Here is an 18,459-nt window from a genome sequence, read left to right as displayed (position 1 = left end):
CTAGGCGTCCAGGCGGGCGAACTGCTGCTGTCGATACTGCTCGACGCACGCAGCCCGCCTGACCTTGCCGCTAGTGGTGGTCGGGATCGAACCCGGCGCTACCAGAACCAGATCCGCGACGCTGAGGCCGTGCGAATTCGACAGGGCCGAGGTGACTTCACGCTTGACGGCGACCAGCATGTCCATCGCCTCTTGGTCCGAGTCGCCGCGGCGTCGGTATTCGATGATGGCCACCAGCTTCTCGGTGCTGCGGTCTCCGGGAACCGATATCGCCGCGCAGCGGCTCCGGGTGATCTCCTGGATCGTCGCCTCGATGTCGTCGGGAGAGTGGTTGCGCCCGTAGACGATCAACAGATCCTTGATTCGGCCGATGATGAACATCTTGCCGTCAGTGATGAAACCGGAGTCTCCCGTTCGCAGCCACGGCCCCTCCGGGGTGCCTTCAGAGGGAGAGGCCAGCTTGCCGCCGAAGGTCCGTTCGCTTTCTTCGGGCTTGTTCCAGTAGCCGATGGCGACGTTGTCGCCGCACACCCAGATTTCGCCGACGGTCCCGTCCGGGCACTCGGTGCAGGTGTCGGGGTCGACGACCCGCACGATCGGTGAGCGCGGCAAGACGTAGCTGACCAACTGGGTGCCGGCTCCGCTTTCGCACTGCTTGGCCTGGCCGGTGGACAAACTCTCCGCATCGAACTCGACGAGTTCGGGTGGTTGACCCGGTCTGCTGGTCGACACATACACCGTTGCCTCCGCCAAGCCGTAGGAGGGGCGGAGCACCTTTTCCTGCAGGTTGAAGCGGGCAAAGCGGTCGGCGAAGCGTTTCAGGGTTGCCGGCTGTACCCGCTCGCTGCCGCTGAGGATGGTCAGCACGTTGCCGAGATCGAGCCCGGCCATGTCGTCATCCGATACCTTCTTGGCCGCAAGTTCGAAGGCGAAGTTCGGTGCTGCCGAAAATGCGTGCGAACTGGTTGCCAGCATCTGCAGCCACCGCGCCGGACGCTGCAGGAACGACACCGGGCTGGTGAGCACTGCCTGATACCCACCCAGAATCGGTGCGCAGACACCCAGAACCAAACCCATGTCGTGGTAGAAGGGCAGCCACGACACCAGCGTCGAGTCCGGTGGCGCGATCCCATCGGTGTCGGCGAAGTAACCCGACATCAGCTGTTCGAAGTTGGTCACCAGATTCTGATGGGAAAGCATGACGCCGGCCGGTTCCCGGGTCGATCCGGAGGTGTATTGCAGATACGCTGTGGCCGGGTAGTTCTCCGTCCCGGCGCCGGATCCAGCCGCAGCGTCCAGGTCCAGCCGGTCGAGTTCGATGATCGAGGGAGCCGGCCCGGCGGACTGAGCCGAAACATGCTGGGTCACATCGTCGATCACCGGCGATGTGGTGAGAATCGCGACCGGGGACGCGTCACGAAGCACCGATGTGGCGCGCTCATCGCTGGCGCCACCCTGGGGAACCGAAAGCGGAACCGCGATCCGTCCGGCCTGTAGCGCGCCGAGGAAAGCGACGACGTACTCGAGTCCCTGCGGAGCCAAGATCACCGCACGGTCACCGACCGACCCGCAACTGCTCAGCTCTCGGGCCACGTTCAGAGTCCGCCGATACAGCTGCGACCACGTCAGCGTCTCCGCTGCACCGTCCCAGTTCTGTTCGTAGTTCATGAAGGTGAACGCTGGGTCGTTGGGCTGCAGGCGGGCGCAGGCACGAAGCGCCGCGGGAAGGGAACGCGCACTCATGGGCATCACGTTACCGGCCTGGATGCAACGTTGCCCCGGCCTGCCCACGAATCCGGGCGGCGGGCACCCCACCGGGCCCTAAAAGCCGCATTTCGCGAGTTCAACGATGGTTTAAACGGTGGCTTAACGGTGGCTTAGTGGACGTTCACGCAACGCCGGGCAGGTCGAGCCACCCGGTTGATCTTGATTTCTTGTGCGCCCGGATGCGCGGGGAAATGATTGCCGTCGATGGGCCCCATTTCTTGGGGGCGGGTCGGGTCACTACCGGCGGTGGGGGCCGGTTAATCGAGGGGCACAGCAAATGGCGTTGTCCATATTCCCGGCCGCCACCGCACTGCGGTGGCGGGGTACGCCGAATTTTCCTGGACGCGCCGTTGTCGTTCTTGCCATTCTTGCCGTTCTTGGACAGGTTCTCTGCCATACTGCTTCCCCGTGGCCTTAAGTCGTACCCACCGTGTCGTCGCCGGCGTCGCACACACCCGGGTCTACAAGAAAATTTGGAAATACTGGTATCCGCTTATGGCCCGTGGGCTCGGTGCCGATGAGCTTGTGTTCATCAACTGGGCTTACGAGGAAGATCCGCCGATGGACCTGCCATTGGAGGCGACCGACGAGCCGGACCGATGCCACATCAACCTGTATCACCGGACGGCGACCCAGGCTGATCTGAGTGGTAAGCGCGTGCTGGAGGTCAGTTGCGGCCATGGCGGGGGAGCCTCCTACCTCACCCGCACCCTGGGCCCCGCCTCGTATACGGCATTGGACCTGAACCCGGCCGGCATCAAGTTCTGCCAACAACGGCACCACCTGCCCGGTTTGGATTTCGTGCAAGGCGATGCCGAGGACCTGCCTTTCGAGGACGAATCCTTTGATGTGGTGCTCAACGTGGAAGCCTCACATTGCTACCCGCGGTTTCCAGTTTTCCTCGAAGAGGTGAAGCGGGTGCTGCGCCCAGGAGGGTACTTCGCATACGCGAATATCCGCCCCTGCACTGAGATCGCTGAATGGGAGGCTGCCCTGGCCGCTGCCGGGCTACAGCAAATTTTGCACCGCGAGATCAACGCGGAGGTCCTTCGCGGCATCGACATCAATACGCCGAAGTCGCGAGAACTGGTAAAGCGCCATCTGCCGATCTTTTTGCGCGCCGCCGGCCGCAACTACATCGGTGCGACGGGCACCCCCCTATACCGCCTGATGCAAAGCGGACCGCCTGATGCAAAGCGGTGATATCTCCTACCGGATGTACTGCTTCGTCAAGGAGTAGCCGCCCCACCGGCCCCCTGCCTACTCCGCAGCAACGTCATGCGAATGCGTTGGAGCAGAACAAGATTGACGGCGGGATTGAGGGCTGTCCTGGTGGGTCCGCGCGCGGCTTCGGGGCTTCGGGGGGCCCTGCGTCCTGGTTCGGGGCCTCGCCCACGTGTGCCACCGGGTGACGCGAGATTGGCCGGCCGGATCGATTCATCTCACAGCTGAAGGTCATTCTTCTCACAGCAGGCCGGTCGGACCGTCCGATCTCGGGGTTCTTCGGGTCCGGACCCTCGATATACGCCGTGGTGGCCAAGGCCACTTGCCGCTCAATCGGTCGGACCCGTCACAGGCCGGGCATTCGGACAAGCCGTGCCCCCGGCATGCCCTGAGTCGTCTAGGCTTGCTTGCGAGACCCGCCAGCGGTGTCGAGATCCGGCTTGGCCTGGATTGGCGGCTTCGGAACCGGCGCTGTAGCCATTTCGTTGCCCTTGTGAATGATTCGGTGGTGTCGTCGGTGTCACACCGGTTGAACGGTGTGAGATCGGTCGAGCTGAGACAAGGAATATAGATTTATGCAAAAACCTGCCACGCCCGTTGCGATTATCGGGATGGGATGCCGGCTGCCCGGAGGCGTCGACTCGCCCGAGAAACTCTGGGAGTCCTTGCTGCGCGGTGACGACTTGGTCTCCGAGATTCCGCCTGACCGGTGGGACGTTGACGACTACTACGACCCCGAGCCGGGCGTCCCGGGTCGAACGGTATCGCGATGGGGTGGGTTCATCGACGACGTCGCCGGTTTCGACGCCGAGTTCTTTGGCGTCAGCGAACGAGAAGCGACCTCGATCGACCCGCAGCACCGGCAGTTGCTGGAGACCGCGTGGGAGGCGATCGAGCACGCCGGTCTCGATCCGGCGTCGTTGTCGGGCTCCTCGACGGGGGTGTTCGTTGGGCTGTCCCACGAGGACTACCTGGTGCGCAGCGTCCTCGCGGGCGACCTGGCGGGCCCCTACGCGTCGACGGGCCTTATCAACAGTGTGGCGTCCGGGCGCATTGCCCACACGCTGGGCCTGCACGGTCCGGCGATGACGGTGGACACCGCATGCTCTTCCGGTCTGCTCACGGTGCATCTGGCCTGCCGCAGCCTGCACGAAGGGGAGAGCGACCTCGCGTTGGCCGGCGGCTGTGCGTTGCTGCTGGAGCCCAACGGCAGTGTTTCGTTGTCCTCGCAGGGCATGCTCTCTCCGACCGGTCGCTGCCACGCATTCGACGTTGACGCGGACGGCTTTGTGCGTTCCGAGGGTTGCGCGGTGGTCGTGCTCAAGCGACTGTCGGATGCGCTGGCCGACGGAGACCGGATCCTCGCGGTGGTACGCGGTACGGCTGCCAATCAGGACGGTCGCTCCGAGACGTTGCTCATGCCCTCGGAGACCGCGCAGGTCGCCGTCTACCGCGAAGCCCTGGCGGCGGCGGGAGTGGACGCAGCCAGCGTCGGAGCGGTGGAGGTGCACGGCACCGGCACCCCGGTCGGTGACCCGATCGAGTACCGGAGCCTGGCGCAGGTGTACGGCTCCGGCGGCAGCCGCTGCATGCTGGGATCGGTCAAGACCAACATTGGGCACAGCGAGTCCGCCGCGGGAACGGTGGGACTGATCAAGGCGACCCTGTCGCTTGGACACGGGGTGGTGCCGCCGATGGTGCACCACACCCGACTGCCCGACGAGCTTGCGGAGATCGAGACGGGGCTCTATGTGCCCCACGAGATCACGCCATGGCCGGAGGATCAGGGGCCGAGGCGGATCGCGGTGTCCTCGTTCGGGATGTCGGGGACCAACGTGCACGCCATCCTCGAAGAACCGCCCACCCCAGCGCCGGCAAGGGATCAAGCCCCCGCGGAGCCCGGCATGGCCAGCCCATTGCTGTTCGTTTTGTCCTCCACCTCGGCCGACGGGCTCCGCCAGACCGCACGCGAGCTCGCCGAGTGGGTGGGTAGTCGCGCGGACTCCGCGGACTCCACCGAGGCTGTTGACCTGGCCTACACGCTGGCGCGCCGGCGTGCGCACCGGCCGGTGCGCACCGCGGTAGTCGCCGCCAGCCTGCCCGAACTGGTCGAGGGTTTGCATGAGGTCGCCGAGGGCGACCTCATGTATGAGGCCGCGGTCGGACGCGGCGACCGGGGACCCGTATGGGTGTTCTCGGGGCAGGGGTCGCAGTGGGCCGCCATGGGAGCCGACCTGTTGGCCAACGAACCAGTGTTTGCTGCGACCGTTGCCGCGGTAGAGCCGATCATCGCCCACGAGTCGGGTTTTTCGGTGACCGAGGCGATGACGGCGCCGGAGAAGGTGACCGGGATCGACAAGGTGCAGCCGACCCTGTACGCCATGCAGGTTGCGCTGGCCGCCACCATGGAGAAGACCTACGGGGTGCGCCCGGGTGCCGTCATCGGGCACTCGCTGGGTGAGGCGGCCGCGGCCGTCGTCGCCGGCTCGCTGTCGCTGGAAGACGGCGCACGCGTCATCAGTCGCCGGTCCAAGCTGATGCTGCGGATCTCCGGCGCCGGCGCGATGGCATCGGTGGAACTGCCTGCCAAGCAAGTGAATTCGGAGCTCATGGCCCGCGGCATCGATGACGTCGCCGTCGCGGTGGTGGCCTCGCCGCAGTCCACGGTAGTCGGCGGTGCCACCGACACGGTGCGTGATCTCGTCGCGCGGTGGGAGCAGCGGGAGGTGATGGCGCGCGAGGTTGCAGTGGACGTGGCGTCGCACTCGCCTCAAGTTGATCCAATCCTCGAAGATCTGGCCACGGCGCTGGCGGATATCGTTCCGTCGGATCCCAAGGTTCCGTACTACTCGGCCACTCTGTTCGATCCGCGTGAGCGGCCCACCTGCGACGCCGCCTACTGGGTGGACAACCTGCGCAACACCGTGCAGTTTGCTGCGGCGGTGCAGGCCGCGCTGGAGGACGGCTTCCGAGTTTTCGCCGAGCTCTCGCCGCACCCCCTGCTGACCCACGCCGTCGACCAGAACGCCCGCAGTCTCGACATGTCGGCGGCCGCCCTGGCCGGTATGCGGCGGGAGCAGCCGCTGCCGCACGGGTTGCGCGGCCTGCTGACCGATGTGCACAGCGCTGGCGCCGCCGTGGACTTCTCGGTGCTCTATCCAGCCGGACGGTTGGTGAATGCGCCGCTGCCGGCGTGGACGCACCGTCGCTTCTTCGTCGACGGTGAAGGACAAGACAGCAAGGCGCAAGGTGCCTGCTCGGTCACCGTGCATCCGCTGCTCGGCGCACACGTGCGGCTCAGCGAGCAGCCGGAGCGCCATGTGTGGCAGACCGATGTCGGCACCGACACCTTGTCGTGGCTCAGCGATCACCAGGTGCGCAACGTGGCCGCCCTTCCCGGCGCGGCTTACTGCGAGATGGCGTTGGCGGCCGCTGGCGAGGTATTCGGCGAAGCGTTCGAGGTCCGCGACCTGGCCTTTGAGCAGATGCTGTTGCTCGACGAGGAGACCCCGATCGACGCCGTCGCATCGCTGGACTCGCCGGGTGCCGCCAACTTCGTGGTGCAGACCCACGTTGACGGTGAGACCACCCGCCACGCCACCGCGGCGTTGCGCGCCAGCGACGACGAATCCGTGCCGCCGGCCTACGACATCGCAGCACTGTTGGCGGCCCATCCCGTCTCGGTCAACGGAGCCGAGTTGCGCGAAGCGTTCGTCGAACGTGGCATTCAGCACGGTCCCGCATTCAGCGGTCTGGCCATCGCGCGCACCGCGGAGACAGAAGGCGGCACGGTGCTGGCCGAAGTGGCGCTGCCCGCGTCGATTCGGTTCCAGCAGGGGGCCTACGGCGTGCACCCGGCGCTGCTGGATGCCTGCTTCCAGTCCGTCGCCGCGGGCGTCAAGAGCACCGGCGGTGGCGGCTTGCTGTTGCCATTGGGGGTGCGCAGCCTGCGTGCCTACGGGCCGACCCGCAATGCCCAGTACTGCTACACGCGGGTGACCAAGGCCGACGCCAATGGAGGCGAGGCCGACCTGGAGCTGCTCGATGAGCAGGGTTGCGTGCTATTGGCCGTGCGTGGCCTACGCCTGGGCACCGGGACCTCCGAAAGCGGTGAACGCGACCGCGTGCTCAGCGAGCGTCTGCTCACCCTCGAGTGGCAACAACGACAGCTGCCCGAGGTCCTCGACGAGGAGACCGGCTCGTGGTTGCTCATCAGCGCCTCCGATGGTGAGGACTTGATGGCAACGATGTTGGCTGATGCGCTGAAATCCCAGGGCGCGGAGTGCGCCAGCATGGTCTGGTCGGCACAGGACGATCTGGCCGGCGGCATCGAAAAGCTGGGCGCCCAGCTTCGGGCCCGTACCAACAAGGGTGTAGTGATCGTCTGTGGGCCACGTAGCGGCGACGCGGATGAGCAGAGCCTGCTGCAGGGTCGTGAGCAGGTGCGCCACCTGGTTCGGATCACCCGGGAGCTGGCCGAGCTAGAAGGTGAGCTTCCGCGTCTGTTCGTGGTGACCAGGCAAGCTCAGCGAGTTCGGCCAGAAGACGAGATCAACCTGGAGCAGGCCGGACTGCGTGGCCTGTTGCGGGTGATTGGCAGTGAGCATCCGCTGTTGCAGACAACCCAGGTTGACGTTGACGAAAGCACGCAGTCCGAACAGCTCGCCCAGCAACTGTTGGGAGGATCCGAGGAAGACGAGACCGCCTGGCGCGGTGGCGAGTGGTACGTGGCGCGCCTGTTCCCCGGCCCACTGAGCGCTGACGAGCGGCAAACCACCATCGTCGACCACGAGCGTGACAACATGCGTCTGCAGATCCGCACGCCGGGTGACCTGCAGACGCTGGAACTCGCCGCCTGTGACCGCGTTCCGCCGGGGCCCGGTCAGATCGAGGTCGCGGTGACCATGTCCAGCATCAACTTCGCCGATGTCCTGATCGCCTTCGGCCGGTACCCCAGCTTGGAGGGACGGCTGCCGGAGACGGGCACCGACTTCGTCGGCGTGGTGACGGCGGTCGGGGAGGGCGTCACGGATCATCAGGTCGGTGACCGGGTTGGCGGCTTCTCCAAGGACGGATGCTGGCGGAGCTACCTCACCTGCGACGCCAACCTCGCTGTCACACTGCCGGCGGGCCTGTCCGACGAGCATGCGGCCGCGTCCTCCACCGCCCACGCCACCGCGTGGTACGGCCTCAACGACCTGGCCGGAATCAAGGCCGGCGACCGGGTGCTGATCCACTCCGCAACCGGTGGTGTGGGGCAGGCGGCCATCGCGATCGCGCGCGCCGCAGGAGCACAGATATTCGCAACGGCCGGCAACGCAGAACGTCGGCAACTGTTGAATGACATGGGCATCGAGCACGTTTACGACTCGCGCAGCATCGAGTTCGCGGATCAGATCCGGCGCGACACAAACGGGTACGGCGTCGATATCGTGCTGAACTCGCTGACGGGTGCCGCCCAATGCGCGGGCCTGGAACTGTTGGCCTTCGGTGGACGGTTCGTCGAGATCGGCAAGGCCGACGTGTACGGCAACACCCGAATGGGGCTGTACCCGTTCCGGCGCGGCCTGACGTTCTACTACGTGGACCTCGGGCTGATGTCGGTCATCCAGCCCGAACGGGTCCGCGAGTTGCTTTCCACGGTGTACAACCTCACCGCCGAAGGTGTGCTGAGTGCACCGGAGTGCACTCACTACCCATTGGCCGAAGCCGCCGAGGCTATCCGGACAATGAGCAACGCCGCACACACCGGCAAACTGCTGCTCGACATGCCGCGAAGTGGACGCAGAGGGGTAGTGGTACCTCCGGAGCAGGTTGAGGTGTTCCGCGGCGACGGGTCTTACATCATCACCGGCGGCCTGGGTGGCCTGGGGCTCTTCTTCGCCTCGAAGATGGCCGCGGCGGGATGCGGCCGGATCGTGCTGACTGCCCGCTCACAGCCCAACCCCAAATCGCGGCAGGCTATCGAGCGGCTGCGGGCCAATGGGGCTGACATCGTGGTGGAGTGCGGCAATATTGCCGAGCCCGAGACCGCTGACCGTCTGGTCAGTGCGGCGACCGCCACCGGGCTTCCGCTGCGGGGTGTGCTGCACGCGGCCGCGGTGGTCGAGGACGCCACGTTGAGCAACATCACCGACGAACTGATCGATCGGGACTGGTCGCCCAAGGTTTACGGATCCTGGAACCTGCATCGCGCATCGACCGGACAGCCGCTCGACTGGTTCTGCCTGTTCTCCTCGGGTGCGGCCCTGATGGGTTCGCCCGGTCAGGGTGCCTACGCGGCGGCCAACAGCTGGGTCGACGCGTTCGCTCACTGGCGCCGTGCCCAGGGCCTACCGGTCTGCGCCATCGGCTGGGGTGCGTGGGGTGAGGTCGGCCGCGCCACATTCTTGGCCGAAGGTGGCGAGATCATGATCGCCCCCGACGAGGGTATGTACGCATTCGAGCAGATGCTGCGCCATGCCCGCACCTATACCGGCTACATCCCGATCATCGGTGCGCCATGGCTGGCAGACCTCGTCAGGCGCAGCCCGTGGGCTGAGATGTTCCAGTCCAGCGGTCAAAACACGAGGGGCCCAAGTAAATTCCTCGCGGAGCTGAAGTTGCTGCCGCAAGAGGAGTGGGCCGGTCGGCTGCGGCGCCTGATAGCCGAGCAGGCCAGTGTGATCCTGCGTCGCACGGTGGACGCGGACCGGCCGTTCGTCGAGTACGGCCTGGACTCGCTGGGCATGCTCGAGATGCGGACGCACATCGAAACCGAGACCGGGGTGCGGCTGTCGCCCAAGGTCATCGCCAGCCATAACACTGCGCGTGCCTTGTCGCAGCATCTGGCCGACACGTTGGCCGAGGAAGAAGCCCAACCCGCGGCGTCATAACGGCGGATCCGTTGCACTGTAGCGTTCTTCGTGAGACCGCGAGGGGCGCTGCAGTGCAACGGTGCCTTATGGCAGCGAACTAGGCTTGATGGTGGCGAAGGCGAACGATAGCCGATCTGCACAACGTGCGATCCAACAAAAGGGTCCGATCCGACAAAAGGTCGGATCTACAAAAGCGCGCAGGCGCAGGTCATTCCATGAACAACCCGTACTCTGAGGGAACAGAGCACAGGATGTCGCGGATGGCGTCCAACAAGAGCTGAGGCGCCGGGATGCTGCCGTGCAGCTCGATCGAGAGCCGGTCGGTGGCAATCGAGCAGGCGTAGAAGCCGAAGGGGACATCCATCGCGCAGTGGATCCTGCTGTGGAAGTCCACCAGCTCCACGTCTTCCGGTGTGCGGATCGGCGGCAGCGTACTGACGTTCGTGCACAAGACAAATGGTGGCAGTCCGGGGGGAGTTCCCTCCAGGATCCGGCCGGAACGAAGCGCCGATTGGTGAATCATGCCGTCGGACAAGTCAGCCCGGAAAGTTGCGACGATGTCGGCTGCCAACTCGGTGATGTCGGTGTCGGGACCAATCTCGGCGAGATAGGTTGCCAATCCCACCGGGTTGGTGCTCTCGGTCGCCCCTACCGGAGGGCTCAAAAGGAAGCGCAGATCTACGGCGTAGCAGTAGGGAATTGGGACGTGCGGCGTCTCGCGCAACCGCCACTCGGCGAGCAGGATAGCGGCCGCCAGCACCGCGTTGAAGCTGAGCCCATTGTCTCGGCTGAACGAGACCAGGTCAGCGGTCTCCTGGCTGGTGAGTCGGCACCTGGTGACCGGAACCGGCTCGGGCGCTTCGAACTTGCGCATCTCCTCGGCGATGGGCGGAAGGTCATAGGCGAACAAGAGCGGCAAGAAACGCTCGAACCCGGTCAGCGCTGATTGCTTGATACCGCGGCGCTTCAGCAGGTCTTCAGCTGGTTGGGGCGCCGGCTCGGGCGTTATCGGACCGGGGTCGCCGGTAGTGACCACGTCGGTGTAGCGGGACAACAGCTCGTCAAGCAGGCTGCCGAGGTGGTGAGCGTCGGCCAGGCTGTGATGGACATACGCGGTGACCAGGTTCTCCGACTCGCCGAGCGTCAACTGCAGCCTGAACAGCGAGTCGCGCTGATCGAGCTGCACATGCGGGTTTTCGGCCCGCCTGCCGTCGATGACCACCAGCCCCGAGTGCAGCAGGTCATTGGCGACGATGTGGTGGTTCTCGTCGGGACCTTCCTCCAGATGGGCCGCGAACACCGGATGGGCCTGCAAGAGAGCGTCGAAGGCCTCCGACATCGCATCGATATCGACCGGACCTCGCACATGCGCTGTGAACGAGGTGAAAGCCTGGTATCGGGCGTATATTTCCTCGCTGAACGCCAGCTTCCGGATTACGGCTCCGGGGAACACGTTAAGACTCTCCGTTCTTCACTGCATGGTGGATCAATGCGTGCTGGCCCGTCGCCAGCCGACGGCCAGGGGAACCGCGCACACCGCGCAGACGCCCGCGGTCCACAACAGCACCCCGATCATCGGTAACAGGACCGGGCCACCCATCGACAGTCCGCGCATCGCCGAGACCGCATAGCTTACTGGCTGATGGGCCACCACCGGCTGAATCCAGTGTGGGTATTGGTCCAGCGGAATCAGGCCCGTGGAGAAGAAGATCGCGATCGCCTGGGTCAGCTCGACCCCCTCGACGATCACTGCCTGCGACGAATAGAGCGCCACGGTGGTGACCATGACGGCGAAGGCGATGCCCAGCGTCACCGGAACGCACAGCCACATGAGGCTCGCGATCAGACCTTGGCGAAACTCGAAGCCCATCAGGATCCCCACGCCCAGCATCACGAGAGTGGTGAACAGAATCCGAACCGCGTCCGCCAGGATGCGGGCCATCAGACCCGACATCCGGTGCACGGGCAGCACCCACAGTCGGGACAGCAGTCCGCTGGTGCGTTCTCGCATCAGGTCGATCGCGACGAACGCCGATCCGGTGATCGCGGCGCCGAGTGCGATCAACGGAACGATGCTGTACATCGCATCATGGTGGGTTACGGCATAGATCAGATTGCCGAGCACGATCTTCAACACCAGCATGAACAGAATCGGGAAGACCAGCGCTTCGATGAGGGTGACGAAGTCACGCGACCAGCGCGTGAGTATCCGCTGGGTCTGCACCAGAGTCTGCCAAATGACCAGCCGGGCAGAGTGGTCGGTGTGCTGGGACTGTGCGGGCGCAAACGCGATTTCTTGACTTGTCATACCGATCATGGCCGCCGGGACAAAACGATGATGGACACGGGCACCAGGAACAGGGCGAAGCCGGCTAGCCACGCCAAGGTCGGCGTCATTACCGTCCACGTCACCGGTATGGCCGCCTTGGTGGTATCCCCGGCCAACGCGCGCAGCGCCACCACGAACTGCGTTATCGGTTGGTTGCGAACAAACGGGTGGATCCAATGCGGAAACAGCTTGAGCGGCATGAGACCAACGGACAACAGCCCAAAGATCAAGATGGGCAACGACAGCAACGGCAGCATGGCATCGGGGTTCTTGGTGCCGGTGCCGAGTAGGTCGGCACCGAATGACAGCACCGCCCCGATCGCGATCGCCAAAAGGCAGTAGCCGACGATGTAGAGCGGTCCGCGATTGAAGTGGAAGCCGATCGCGTATCCGCAGATCAGCGCCACCGTCAGACCGACGCAGCAGCGGTAGATCGCGGCTGTCACGCGGGCGACTACCGGTGTCAACGGGGCGATCGGCATATACCTGAACCGTCGATTGATGCCCTGCAGGGAATCGGTGGCCGCCCGAAAGGCCGAGGAGATGGCGGCGAACGAAATGGACTGCAGCACGATCAGCGGGGCGATGTATTGCCCCAAGCTGCTGGCGACACCGGAGGCGCCGCCACCCACATAGTGATTCCACGGTATGGCGAACGGTATGTAGAAGCCCACCGTGAAGACCACTGGCGCGCCGACCATGGTGATCAGCTCCGGGTCGCGCAGGCGCGGTTTGGTGAAGCGTCCAACGAGCACCCACCATTGCTGCAGCGTCGACAGACGTGGTTTCGCCGCGCTCGGGCCTGCCCCCTTGAAGGTCGGGACCGGGGTTGGGTCGACCGCCGAGATGCTCACAGCATGGCCCCCGACGCCACGTGACTCAGCGCGTGGGCCTCGCTGGGATCGGTTGTCATGGAAAGGAATACGTCATCAAGAGACGGCCGGCGCAGCGCGATGTCGGCCAGCTCGATATTGGCCTCAGCGATCCTTCGGGCCGCTTCGATGAGGGTGCGGGTGCCATCGGGAGCCGGCATCGTGATGCGGTCCGATTCCGAGGTCACCATGGCCCTGTTGTGCTCGGGCAACAGCGAGCCGAGGGCGGCGACGGTAGCGTCCAGATCCTTCAGATGCCGCGGCACAATCTCGCAGAAGGTGTCGCCGGCGCGGTGCTTGAGCTCATTGGCAGTACCGTCGGCAATGATCTTGCCGTGATCGATCAGGATGATCCGGTCGCTGAGCGCGTCCGCCTCCTCGAGATACTGCGTGGTCAGCAGGGTGGCGATGCCAAGCTTCTTGAAACTGGTGACCAGGTCCCAAATGGCTTGTCGGCTTCTGGGATCCAGCCCCGTGGTCGGCTCGTCCAAGAACGCCACTTGCGGCTCGACCACCAGTCCGCACGCGATGTCGATGCGTCGACGCATCCCGCCTGAGTAGGTGCGCACCAGCCGCTTGCCGGCATAGGTGAGGCCAAATTGATCGAGGAGTTCCTGCGCCCGCTGGCGAGCACGGGACTTGCGCAGCCCGTAGAGGCGGCCGAACAACACCAGGTTCTGCTCCCCGGTCAGCCCGTCGTCGACGGCCACTTGTTGCCCGGTGACCATGATCGAGCGCCGCACTCCGGCCGGCTGGGCGACGACGTCGTAGCCGGCGACGTGGGCCGAGCCGGTATCCGGGCGGGTCAAGGTGGACAAGATGTCCACCATGGTCGTCTTGCCCGCCCCGTTCGGGCCGAGTAGACCGATGACCTCGCCGCGGCCAACCTCGAAACTGATGTCGTTGAGAGCCACGACGTCGCCAAAGGCCTTGCGAACCCCGCGAACCTCTACCGCCAAGTCGTTGTTACGCATCCAATCCTCCTCAGCCGGCATCCAGGCTCGAGAGGTCCACCAGAGCGCCGGCTTCGATTACCCCAACCTTTTCGTCTTCGTCGCGCTCTTCCTGCTCCGCCGCGATGCTCTCCTGGATCAGTTCGCTGAGTGCGGTGGGGAACGACCGCGCCAGCGCCGTTGCTGTTTCCGCGGTGATACGCCGGGTGTCGTACCACCAATCCACATGTAGCGAGCTGCCGGACCGGTAGGCCCGGATTTCGACGGCGTGGCCGAGCCCAGGGAGCGGCTCTCGCACCGGCATTGCCAAGTCGGAATCGAACTGTACCGGAGCACCCACGGGGGGCAGCTCGGGAATCGTGCCGGCGTACCGGAAGTGGATGTCGGGTGTGCGCTGCGCACCCAGCACCCGTCCGGTCGGGGCATACAGGTACCGCAGCAGCCCGTATCCGATCCCATAGTGCGGAACCGACTTGAGGGTGTCGTGAACGGCGTCGAGCCCCTTGAGCGCTGCCGCGCCTTGCCCGGTGGCACACGTCAGGGCAACCGGGTAGTAGGTGGTAAACCTGCCGACGGTCCTGCGCACGTCGACATCCGGCCGCAGCACCGAGCGGCCCTCGCCGTCGAGCTCGACGGCCACCACGCCGTCACCGACGGTTTGGGCGATCGTTCGGCCGAGCGCGGCCAGCAAGATGGTCTGAATCGACCGCCGGAACCGGCGCCGGGCATCGTCGAGCTCGGATGTCTGCTCGGCGTTGAGCACGCTGGGCAGCTTGGTCAGATCGGTGGCGCTGGGTGGCTGGGCGGCATCGCCATCGGTCAACCACAGGTTGGCCTTGGTCGACTGCTCGATCCAGTACGAACGGGTGTCGAGGGCCGCCGGGTGGGTCGCCAACGCCGCGCAGCGTACCGACCAATCCCGCCACCCGGTGGTGACCGGGTCCAGCTTGATCTCTTGATCGCCGAGCCGCTGCGCGAACGCGGTGATGATGTCTGCGCCCAGCAGCTGACGCGAGGCGTCGTCGGCAACCATTTCGTGCAATGCCAAACCGAGGTATTGCGCACCACCATTGGGTGCAGTGACATGCACGGCGATCAGCGGCGCGTTCGAATCACCTTGCTCGGCAATCAGCTCGGCCACGATGTTGGAGACCGCGCTGTGCTCATCCGCCTCGTCGGCGGCCAGGTCACCGGGAAGCTGCCGGGTGGCAAGCTCGGTGAAGTCTGCAGGCGCTGCGATGTGCTGCTCCCACACTCCGCCGTTCTCGACCAGGCGCAGGCGCAACGCGTCGTGGTGGTTGGTCACCGCGCTGAGCACCGCTCGAATGTCCTCGGGGCCCACTTGGGGATCCAGTCGCAGGATCAGGGGTACCCGCCAGCGGCCGGTGTCGCGCAACCCACGGTCGAGGAAGTACGCGATGTTGGGCGGAACTGCTGGATTTGCGTCGGCCTCCGGGGGCTTGGCCAACCCGCTGGACGCGAACGAGGCATCGATGGCGGCCGTCAACGACGCAAGGGTGGGATGTTCATACAGATCCTGCGGCGTGATGGTCAGACCTTCGTTGGCGGCGCTCATCGCGATGCTGATCGCCATCAGGGAATCGCCGCCCATGTCGAAGAAGTTGGCGTTTCGATCGACCGAGCCGACACCCAGGCACTGCGACCAGATCCGCTGCAAGACGTCTTCGGTCTGCGACTCCCCGGTTTGCGCACCGCCGCGGATGCCCGAGTCGGCGCCCGAGCCGAGCTTTGCGCCAACCGATGAGCCGTTGCTCGCGGTGGGAATCTGCGCCCAGGCCATGTGCTTGGGCTCGACCCAATGCCGTTGGCGGGCAAACGGATAACCGGGCAGGGAGACGATGCGCGGCGAAGCCGCACGCCGTGGCGTCCAGTCCACGTCAACTCCGGCCGACCAGAGTTCACCCAGCGCGCGCAGGAAAGTTTCGCGGTCATCCAGGTTCTGGATCGGGTGACGCATGAGCCGGACGCTGCGGTGCCCATCCGACCATTTCGGATGCCGGATCGCCGAACCGGTCAGGCTGCCACCGGGCCCGATTTCAACCAGGATCCGGTTCGGTTGGGACAGCACCACGTCGAGTTCGTCAGCGAACCGGACCGTGGAACTGATCTGACGCGCCCAGGTAGCCGGATCGGTGACCTGCTGCTCGGACAGCCACGTTCCGGTGAGGTTGCTCAACAACGGTGTTTGCGGGGCGCGCAACTGCTGGCGGGACAGAAACTCCTGGAACCCTCCGAGCATCGGTTCCATCGAGCTGGAATGGAAAGCGTGGGTCGCGCGGACCCGGCGCACCGGTATCCCGGCCTCGTTGAGGCGTTGGCTGAATGCCCGGATCTCGTCCTTGGGCCCGGCGACCACGCAGTTGCCGGGATCGTTGACCGCGGACAGCTCCACCCCGTCGCCGAGGTACTGCGCAATGTCATCGGGGCCCACAGCCACGGCGACCATGGCGCCGGGGGGTGACTCGTGCATCAGGCGGGCCCGCAACGAGACCGTCTTGATCGCCGTCTCGAGATCGAAGACCCCGGCCAGGGTGGCCGCGATGTATTCGCCGGTGCTGTACCCGATATACGCGCCGGCGCGCACGCCATAGGTGTCGACCAATTTGGCCAGTGCGTATTCCACCGTGAACAGCGCCGGTTGTGAGCGGTCGATGCGCTCCAAGTCGGTGGCGGTTCCGTTGAAGATCTCGGCATTGAGGTCGACACCCATCTCCGCGCGGAATCCCGCGGCGCAGGCGTCGAAGTGTTCGGCGAAGACCGGTTCGGTCTCGTAGAGCCCCTTGGCCATTCCGACGTGCTGGGCGCCCTGGCCGGGGAACAGGAAGACGACCCGTTCTGCTGCCGCTGCGGTGGCATCGGCGACGCCGGCTACGGATTCGCCGACGAATATGCTGTCGTTGTCGGCCGCGCGCAGCGCCGTTACCGCTTCTTCACGGTCGCTGACGACGGCGGCCATCGTGACGTTGTGCTTGCGCCGCCGGGACAGCGTGTAGGCCACATCGGAGAGGTCTGGGCTGTCCGACCGCTCCAACACCTCGGCCAGGGTGGTCCGCGACTCCGTAAGCGCCGCAGCGGTTTGCGCCGACAGCAGCAGCACCTGGGGGCCGGCCGGCTCGTCGTGCGCAGGCACCGTCGGTGCCTCCTCGAGCACGACGTGCGCGTTGGTGCCGCCGACGCCGAACGAACTCACCCCGGCGCGCAGCACCCCATCCCATTCCCAGGGGCCGTACTTGTTCTGTACGACGAATGGGCTCTGCTCGAGCCGCAGTTCCGGGTTCGGGCTGGTGTAGTGCAGCGTCGCGGGGATCGCCCGGTTTTTCAGGCACAGAATCGTCTTGATGAGACCCGCGATCCCGGCGGCAACTTCCAGGTGGCCGATGTTCGACTTGACCGAACCCAGCACGCAAGGACCCGTACGGGTGGTCTCAGATGCCTCGAAAGCCGTTCGGAGTCCTTGGATTTCGATGGGGTCGCCGAGCGGGGTGCCGGTGCCGTGGCACTCGACGTAGCTCACCGTCGACGCGTCGATGCCCGACACCGCGTGAGCTTCCGCGATGACATCGGCCTGGGCGGCGGGGTTAGGTGCCGCGTAACCCATTTTCGCCGATCCGTCATTGTTGATCGCCGATCCGCGGATGACGGCGTGAATGCGATCCCCGGCGTCGATGGCGGCCTGCAATGGCTTGAGGACCACCATCGCGACGCCGCTGCCGAAGACCGTTCCATCCGATCGCACATCGAACGGTCGGCAGTGGCCCACGGCCGACACCATCGATCCGGGCGAGGTGAAGTAACCGACGTGGTGGGGGACGCACAGCGAGGATCCGCCGGCCAGTGCGACGTCACACTCGCCGGACAGCAGGCTCAGGCAGGCCAGGTGAACCGCGACCAGCGACGACGAGCACGCGGTTTGGACGGCAATGCTGGGGCCACGCAGGTTGAACGCGTGCGAGATCCGCGTTGCCAGGAAGTCCTTGTCGTTCTGCAGGAACAGGCTGAACTGATCGAAGTTGAGCCCTTCGGCCAAAACCGTGTTCGGGTCCCGGTGCGAGAGCAGGTTGTGCAGCAGATAGCCACTGGGAGAGGAGGTTCCGTAGACGCCGATCGAGCCGTCGAACTTGGCGGGGTCGCAGTTCGCGTCTTCGAGTGCATGCCACGCGCACTGCAGGAACAGCCGGTGTTGCGGGTCCAGGACCTGCGCCGCCAGCGGTGGGAACCCGAAGAAATCGGCGTCAAACTCGTCGATCCCGTCGACCAGGGGAGCGCGACGCACATAGGACGGGTCGGCCAGCGTCTTGTCGCTGACTCCGGCTTCGCGCAGTTCCTCTTCGGACAGCGTGACGATCGATTCCTTGCCCCGCCGCAGATTGCTCCAAAAGGTCGAAACATCCTTGGCGCCAGGGAATTTGCCGGCCATGCCGACGACCGCGATCGCG

At 65.4% G+C, this 18,459-nt stretch carries 7 protein-coding genes and 1 pseudogene; 2 read left to right on the top strand and 6 right to left on the bottom strand.

The genetic code is table 11. The features are described 5' to 3' along the window. Positions 1-1,743 carry a fatty-acid--AMP ligase FAAL28/FadD28 gene (fadD28, locus tag MPSD_RS20125; RefSeq protein ID WP_086084763.1) on the bottom strand — a complete coding sequence of 581 codons (1,743 nt, stop codon included), beginning with the start codon at positions 1,741-1,743 and terminating at the stop codon, positions 1-3. 432 nt (positions 1,744-2,175) lie between these two features. Here fadD28 and MPSD_RS20120 point away from each other — a divergent pair. After that, positions 2,176-3,007: pseudogene (locus MPSD_RS20120) on the top strand (phthiotriol/phenolphthiotriol dimycocerosates methyltransferase). Positions 3,008-3,566: 559 nt separating this feature from the next. Continuing rightward, positions 3,567-9,866 (top strand): sulfolipid-1 biosynthesis phthioceranic/hydroxyphthioceranic acid synthase, encoded by a 6,300-nt coding sequence (gene pks2 / locus MPSD_RS20110; protein WP_020786534.1) that lies wholly within the window; start codon positions 3,567-3,569, stop codon positions 9,864-9,866. Between the two features lie 190 nt (positions 9,867-10,056). Here the strand turns inward: pks2 and MPSD_RS20105 are convergent, their stop codons facing one another. From MPSD_RS20105 to MPSD_RS20085, 5 genes are read right to left on the bottom strand one after another with little or no spacing between them, the layout of a single operon-like run. Then, on the bottom strand, positions 10,057-11,301 hold the full coding sequence (locus tag MPSD_RS20105) for a phthiocerol/phthiodiolone dimycocerosyl transferase (protein WP_020786535.1): 1,245 nt from the start codon (positions 11,299-11,301) through the stop codon (positions 10,057-10,059). A 33-nt stretch (positions 11,302-11,334) separates the two neighbouring features. Beyond that, positions 11,335-12,165 (bottom strand): ABC transporter permease, encoded by an 831-nt coding sequence (locus MPSD_RS20100; protein WP_020786536.1) that lies wholly within the window; start codon positions 12,163-12,165, stop codon positions 11,335-11,337. Further along, entirely contained in the window at positions 12,162-13,031 is an 870-nt protein-coding gene (locus MPSD_RS20095) for an ABC transporter permease (RefSeq protein ID WP_012393577.1), read from the bottom strand. The genes MPSD_RS20100 and MPSD_RS20095 overlap by 4 nt, the downstream gene beginning before the upstream one ends. Then, the gene (locus MPSD_RS20090) at positions 13,028-14,023 is read right to left on the bottom strand and encodes an ATP-binding cassette domain-containing protein (protein ID WP_020786537.1); all 996 of its coding nucleotides are present in this window, start codon (positions 14,021-14,023) and stop codon (positions 13,028-13,030) included. The genes MPSD_RS20095 and MPSD_RS20090 overlap by 4 nt, the downstream gene beginning before the upstream one ends. Positions 14,024-14,033: 10 nt before the next feature. Further along, positions 14,034-18,440: a type I polyketide synthase gene (locus MPSD_RS20085; protein WP_232022894.1), complete on the bottom strand. Its 4,407-nt coding sequence runs from the start codon at positions 18,438-18,440 to the stop codon at positions 14,034-14,036. Positions 18,441-18,459 lie beyond the last annotated feature (19 nt).

It is taken from the genome of Mycobacterium pseudoshottsii JCM 15466 (assembly GCF_003584745.1).
Lineage (GTDB): Bacteria > Actinomycetota > Actinomycetes > Mycobacteriales > Mycobacteriaceae > Mycobacterium > Mycobacterium marinum.
This window is presented reverse-complemented; position numbering and strand designations above follow the sequence as displayed.

Coding starts and splice junctions, on each gene's coding strand:
- fadD28 (WP_086084763.1), bottom strand. CDS start 1,743: ATGAGTGCGCGTTCCCTTCCCGCGGCGCTTCGTGCCTGCGCCCGCCTG.
- pks2 (WP_020786534.1), top strand. CDS start 3,567: ATGCAAAAACCTGCCACGCCCGTTGCGATTATCGGGATGGGATGCCGG.
- MPSD_RS20100 (WP_020786536.1), bottom strand. CDS start 12,165: ATGATCGGTATGACAAGTCAAGAAATCGCGTTTGCGCCCGCACAGTCC.
- MPSD_RS20090 (WP_020786537.1), bottom strand. CDS start 14,023: ATGCGTAACAACGACTTGGCGGTAGAGGTTCGCGGGGTTCGCAAGGCC.
- MPSD_RS20085 (WP_232022894.1), bottom strand. CDS start 18,440: ATGGCCGGCAAATTCCCTGGCGCCAAGGATGTTTCGACCTTTTGGAGC.